This window comes from Kitasatospora sp. NPDC089913, assembly GCF_044748625.1.
Taxonomy (GTDB): Bacteria; Actinomycetota; Actinomycetes; order Streptomycetales; family Streptomycetaceae; genus Kitasatospora.
In genome coordinates this window covers 54,241-59,823 of the sequence record NZ_JBIVGI010000036.1, presented here as the reverse complement: position 1 = coordinate 59,823, position 5,583 = coordinate 54,241, and the positions used below count along the sequence as shown (strand labels likewise).

Below are 5,583 nucleotides of genomic sequence, written 5' to 3'. Positions count from 1 at the left end.
GGCGGCCACCGGCACGCCGGGGACGCGCTCGCGCGGTTCGCGGGCGGGCGCGGTGAAGGTGGAACCGGCCTCGGCGGCGAGGTCGGCGAGGGTGCGGGGCAGCCCGGACGGATGGCGGTGGGCGTTGCCGATCAGCGTGGTGCCGACGGCGGCCGGCAGGGCGGCGGCGGCCACCGGCACGCCGGGGACGCGCTCGCGCGGTTCGCGGGCGGGCGCGGTGAAGGTGGAACCGGCCTCGGCGGCGAGGTCGGCGAGGGTGCGGCGTACGGCCAGGCGTATCGCGGCTACAGCGGGGTGTGGGCCCACGGCGGACGACTCCTCGGCGGAGGGGGGACAGGACTGCGGTGGGCGCGGCGGGGACCGCGCATCCATGAGCACCGTGTTACCGGGCGCTCACAGATGGTGGCAGAAAGGAGGCACCCGCTACGCCACCCGCGCCACCGGTACGACCACCGTCCCACGTTCGGGTGAATGAAGAAACGTATCTTCACCCGCCATGTGCACGACTGGACCACTCGTGCGAACGGATCCGACCGCCACCCGGTCCCGCCCCCGCGGGGCCGTCAGCGGCCCACCCGGGCGACCCAGGCGGCGGGGTCGTGGATCTCGTCCTTGGTCGGCAGGGTGTTCGGCGAGGTCCAGACCCGGTTGAAGCCCTCCATGCCGACCCGCTCGACCACACCCCGGACGAAGACCGCGCCGTCCTGGTACTGCCGGAGCTTGGCGTCCATCCCGAGCAGCCGGCGCAGCACCAGGTCCAGCCGGTTGGCACCGCGGTCCCGGCGCTGCTGGAACTTCTCCCGGATCTCGGCGACGCTCGGCACCACGGCCGGGCCCACCCCGTCCATCACCACGTCCGCGTGCCCCTCCAGCAGGGACATCACGGCGGTCAGCCGGCCGAGGATCTCCCGCTGGGCCGGCGACTGGACGATCTCCAGCAGGCCGGCCGACGGGGCGTCGCCGCCGCGGCCGCCGAGGCCGGGCAGTCCGGCGCCGAGCGAGCCGGCCGCGTCCCGCAGCCGCTCCACCAGCGCACCGGGGTCGACGTCCGTCTCGGCCAGGAAGGACTGCACCTCGGACTGGATGTGGTCGCGCAGCCAGGGCACCGCGGTGAACTGGGTGCGGTGGGTCTCCTCGTGCAGGCAGACCCAGAGCCGGAAGTCGGCCGGGTCGACGTCCAGCTCCCGCTCGACGTGCACGATGTTGGGCGCCACCAGCAGCAGGCGGCCCGGACCGGGGCCCTCGGGGCCCAGCCGGGGCTTGTCGAACAGCGCGGCCGGGCTGTCCGGCGCCTCCAGCGAGGGCTCGGCCGGGGCGAAGGTCTCGTACTGGCCGAGCACCTTGGTGGAGAGGAAGGCCAGCAGCGCGCCGACCTCGATCCCGGTGGCCTTCTCCCCCACCGTGCCGAGCACGGCGGAGGCCGAACCGCCCGTCCGGCGCGCCTGGAGCTTCTCCACCAGCGGCTGGACGATGGTGCGGAAGCCCGCCACGTTGGCCCGCACCCAGCCGGGTCGGTCCACGATCAGCACCGGGGTCGCGGTGGCCTCGGCCAGGCTGCTGGAGCGCATGCCGGTGAACTCCCGGACGTGCTCCTCCGCCGCCAGGGCGTGCCGGCGCAGTTCGGCGACCACCGCGGCCGCCTCGGCCCGGCTCACCTCCGGCCCCGGCCGCACCAGCCTGGTCGCGGTCGCGACCGCGAGATTCCAGTCGACCATGTCGGCCCCGCCGCTCGCGCTCGTCATGCCCTCACCGTACGTGCTCCCGTGCGCCTGGGGGAGCCGGAACGGCCGGTCAATGGCGGCCCGGTGGCCGACCCGTGGCCACTCAGCGGCAGCCGCAGGCCGCCAGCCTGGCCACCACGCGGTCCATCGCGGCGCGGGCGGTGTCGACCGGGGCGCCGGTCCGGGTCATCAGGGCGAAGGCGAGCAGCCGCCCGTCGGCGTCCACCACGGTGCCCGCCAGGGTGTTGACGCCGCTGAGGCTGCCGGTCTTGGCCCGGACCAGACCGGCCGCGTCGGCCGCCCCGGACCCGGCGCCGAAGCGCTTGCCGAGGGTGCCGGTGAAACCGGCGATCGGCAGGCCCGTCAGCACCGGACGCAGCGTCGGGTGCTGCGCGGAGGCGGCCAGGCCGAGCAGTCCGACCAGGACCGCCGGCGGGATCGCGTTGCCGGGGTGCAGACCGCTGCCGTCGTTGAGCACCACACCGGTCATCGGCACGCCGAGCCGGGCGAGTTCCTGGGTGACGGCGGTGGCGGCGCCCTCGAAGGCGGCCGGCTGGTGGGCCGCGATCGCGGCCTGCCGGGCGATCGCCTCGGCGAGGGTGTTGTCGGAGGTGGTCAGCATCCGCTCGACCAGCCGGGCCATGGTCGGCGAGTCCACCCGGCCGAGCACGGGGGCGTCGGCGGCGGCCGGGGCGGCGGCGGCCTTCGCCTTGCCCTGGACGGTGACTCCCTGGGCCTTCAGCAGGTTGGCGAAGGCCTCGGCGGCCGCGCCGGCCGGGTCGGCGACCCGGGCGGGGGCGTCGGCGAGGCTCTTCGGGTCGGCCTTGCCCTCGTCCACCATCAGCGGCGTCACCGCGGCGATGTTCTCGCCGTCGTGGTTCTTGTGCAGCAGCGGGCCGGTGTAGAGCGAGACGTCGTAGTCGAGCACGACGGTGGTGGTGCCCGCGGCCTTCAGCGCGGCGGCGGTCTGCCGGGCCAGCGCGTCCAGCGAGGCGGGAGCGGTGTCCGGGTCGGCGGGGACACCGGCGATCTGCACCTGGTCGGCGGGGAGCGCGGTCAGTGTCGGGTCACCACCACCCACGAGGGTGATCCCGCCCGTCGCCGCGCTCTTGACGACCCGGGTGACCAGCCGGGTGTCCCCCGGGATCAGCGAGAGGGCCGCGACCGAGGTGGCCAGCTTGGTGGTGGAGGCGGGCGTGGCGGCGGTGTTCTCCCCCTTGCCGTACAGGAGTCGGCCGTCGGCGGCGTCCGCGACGGCGAGGCCGACGGTGCCGAGGTTCTGGTCGGTGAGCACGGTGGCCAGCGCCTGCTGGAGGCCCTGCGCGGTGGGCAGTCCGGCCCCCGGACCGGCCTCGGCGGCGGCCAGCACGGCACCGGCCGGGGCCGGCCGGGCGACGGCGGAGGGCTTGGCGGAGGCGGTGGCCGAGGTGGGCGCCGAGGCGGTGGCCGAGGCGGACGGCGAGGCCGGTGCGGGCGGGGCGGACGCGGTGGTGGACGGCGGGGCGGTGCCGGGGCGGGCGGAGCTGCTGCCCGGGCTCCCGGGCCGGCCCGACTCCTCGCCCCGGTCGCCCCGATCGCCCTGGTCCCCCCGGTCGCCCTTTTCGCCCCGGTTCTCCTTGTCGCCCCGGTTCTCGCCCCGCCGGCCGTTGCCCTCGTCCTGGCCGCCCCGGGTGTTGCCACCGGCCCCCGGTCCGGACGGCGAGGCCGATCCGGACGGCGGCGCGGACGGCAGCGCGGAGGCGCCCCCCGCCCCCAGCACCGTCGCGGCGACCAGCAACGACGCCCCGAACAGCCCCGCGGCCGTACCCCCGTGCCGGCGCCCCGGCCCAGCCCCTGCTCGCACCGACCCGGCCCCTTTCCTGAGCACTCACTCCCGTAGGAGACACTTGGATTCTGTCAGTCCCTACCTTGGAGGAACCGTTGGAGTTCGACGTCCTTATCGAAATCCCTAAGGGCTCTCGTAACAAGTACGAGGTCGACCACGAGACCGGTCGCCTTCGGCTCGACCGGATGCTCTTCACCTCGACCCGCTACCCGGCCGACTACGGCTACGTCGAGGGCACCCTGGCGGACGACGGTGACCCGCTGGACGCCCTGGTCATCCTGGACGAGCCGACCTTCCCCGGTTGCCTGATCAAGTGCCGTGTCATCGGCATGTTCAAGATGACGGACGAGGCCGGCGGCGACGACAAGCTGCTCTGCGTCCCGGCGACGGACCCGCGCTGGGAGCACCTGCAGGACATCCACCACGTGTCGGAGTTCGACCGTCTGGAGATCCAGCACTTCTTCGAGGTCTACAAGGACCTGGAGCCCGGCAAGTCCGTCGAGGGTGCCAACTGGGTCGGCCGCGCCGAGGCCGAGGCCGAGGTCACCGCGTCGATCAAGCGCCTGGCGGAGCAGGGCGGCCACTGAGCCGTCCTGCCCGTCTCGTGCGTCCGGCGGTCCGTCCGCCCGGCGCTTCGAGGTAGGCGAGGCAGTCGAAGGCCGGGGTTCGCGGAGTACTTCCGCGGGCCCCGGCCTTCGCCGTTCCCGGGGCCGGGAGGCGCCAGGTTGCCGACAGGTTGCCGACACCCTGTCGGCATGACCAGGAATTAGGTTAGGCTACCCAAAGCAATCGGGGACGTAGTCGACCACTGGAGGCCCGCATGTCCACGCCCGAGCAGCCCGTCGTCCCGTTCTCCACCGTGCTGCGCACCGCGAGCAGCGCCGAGCACGAGGCCGCCGAACAGTCCTCGTTCATGAGCCGCCTGCTCGGCGGGCACCTCGGGATCGAGGCCTACGCCGACCTCACCGGCCAGCTCTGGTTCGTCTACCGCGCCCTGGAGGAGCGGGCCGAGGAGCTGGCGGAGCACCCGGTGGCCGGGCCGTTCGTGGACAGCACGATCCTGCGCACCGCCGCCATCGAGCGCGACCTCGCCCACCTGCGGGGGCCGGATTGGCGCGAGGGCCTCGTCCCGCTGCCGGCCACCGCCGCGTACGTCGCCCGGCTCGAGGAGCTGGCCCGCGAGTGGCCGGCCGGCTGGATCGCCCACCACTACACCCGCTACCTGGGCGACTTGTCGGGCGGCCAGATCATCCGCGGCATCGCCGAGAAGACCTGGGGCTTCGAGCGCAAGGGCGACGGCGTGCGGTTCTACGTCTTCGAGCAGGTCGAGAACCCGGCCGCGTTCAAGCGCGACTACCGGGCCAAGCTGGACGCCGCGGGCCTGGCCCTGGACGAGGTCGAGCTCCGCCGGGTGGTCGAGGAGTGCAAGCGCGCGTTCCAGCTGAACGGCGCGCTCTTCCAGGACCTGGACACCCGGTACCCGCTGAGCGCCTGAACCTCCCGGCGCGGGAAGTCGGACCGGCCGACCTTCCCGTGCCGCGCCCGCTCCGGCCCCACGATGGCCCCCTTGCCGCCGCAAGGGGGCCATCGTGGTGTGCCGGCAGCCACTCACCGTCCGCCCTTCCCGGGGGATATCGAGGATCGAGCGGAGCACTGCCTCTCGGAGTCGGAAGTCGGCGGTTCCGACTTCCCCTCCCGGGCGCCGGGCGCCGGACCACCCCACCTCGTACCGGCTGCCCTTCGCTCGGCCCGAACGAAGGGCAGCCCCCGTACAACCTGCCGCTCCACCCGGCGAGGTCGAGGATCGGGCGGAGCGGAAAGTCGATGCCACCGGCTTCCTGATCCTGGCTCCCATCCCGATGCGCGGCCGGGATCGGCATGGGAAGTCGGCCTGCCCGACTTCCCGCACCAGAGGACAACCCGTTCGAGGAGCGGTGGGGGGGGGGGGGGGCCCCCCCGCCCCCCCCCCCCCCCCCCCCCCCCCCCCACACCCCCCCCCCCCCCCCCAAAAAAAACCAGCCGCCCCCGCCCCGCGGC

At 74.5% G+C, this 5,583-nt stretch carries 4 protein-coding genes and 1 pseudogene; 2 read left to right on the top strand and 3 right to left on the bottom strand.

Annotation, left to right across the window (positions count from 1 at the left end; translation table 11 throughout):
• The 3 genes and pseudogenes from ACIPYS_RS35690 to dacB form a co-directional block, all read right to left on the bottom strand.
• Positions 1-306: pseudogene (locus tag ACIPYS_RS35690) on the bottom strand (tRNA lysidine(34) synthetase TilS); the annotation flags it as partial.
• A gap of 257 nt (positions 307-563) precedes the next feature.
• Positions 564-1,742, bottom strand: a complete 1,179-nt coding sequence (locus tag ACIPYS_RS35685; protein WP_093861480.1) for a zinc-dependent metalloprotease — start codon at positions 1,740-1,742, stop codon at positions 564-566.
• Between the two features lie 82 nt (positions 1,743-1,824).
• Positions 1,825-3,564, bottom strand: coding sequence for a D-alanyl-D-alanine carboxypeptidase/D-alanyl-D-alanine-endopeptidase (dacB, locus tag ACIPYS_RS35680; RefSeq protein WP_400754144.1), 1,740 nt, complete (start codon positions 3,562-3,564; stop codon positions 1,825-1,827).
• A 77-nt stretch (positions 3,565-3,641) separates the two neighbouring features.
• Between dacB and ACIPYS_RS35675 the strand changes: the two genes are divergently transcribed.
• Both ACIPYS_RS35675 and ACIPYS_RS35670 read left to right on the top strand, forming a co-directional pair.
• A complete protein-coding gene (locus tag ACIPYS_RS35675; RefSeq protein ID WP_030397564.1) occupies positions 3,642-4,133 on the top strand; it encodes an inorganic diphosphatase in 492 nt (163 codons plus the stop codon).
• 233 nt (positions 4,134-4,366) lie between these two features.
• Positions 4,367-5,041: a heme oxygenase (biliverdin-producing) gene (locus tag ACIPYS_RS35670; RefSeq protein ID WP_093861478.1), complete on the top strand. Its 675-nt coding sequence runs from the start codon at positions 4,367-4,369 to the stop codon at positions 5,039-5,041.
• Positions 5,042-5,583: the final 542 nt, after the last annotated feature.

Coding starts and splice junctions, on each gene's coding strand:
- ACIPYS_RS35685 (WP_093861480.1), bottom strand. CDS start 1,742: ATGACGAGCGCGAGCGGCGGGGCCGACATGGTCGACTGGAATCTCGCG.
- ACIPYS_RS35670 (WP_093861478.1), top strand. CDS start 4,367: ATGTCCACGCCCGAGCAGCCCGTCGTCCCGTTCTCCACCGTGCTGCGC.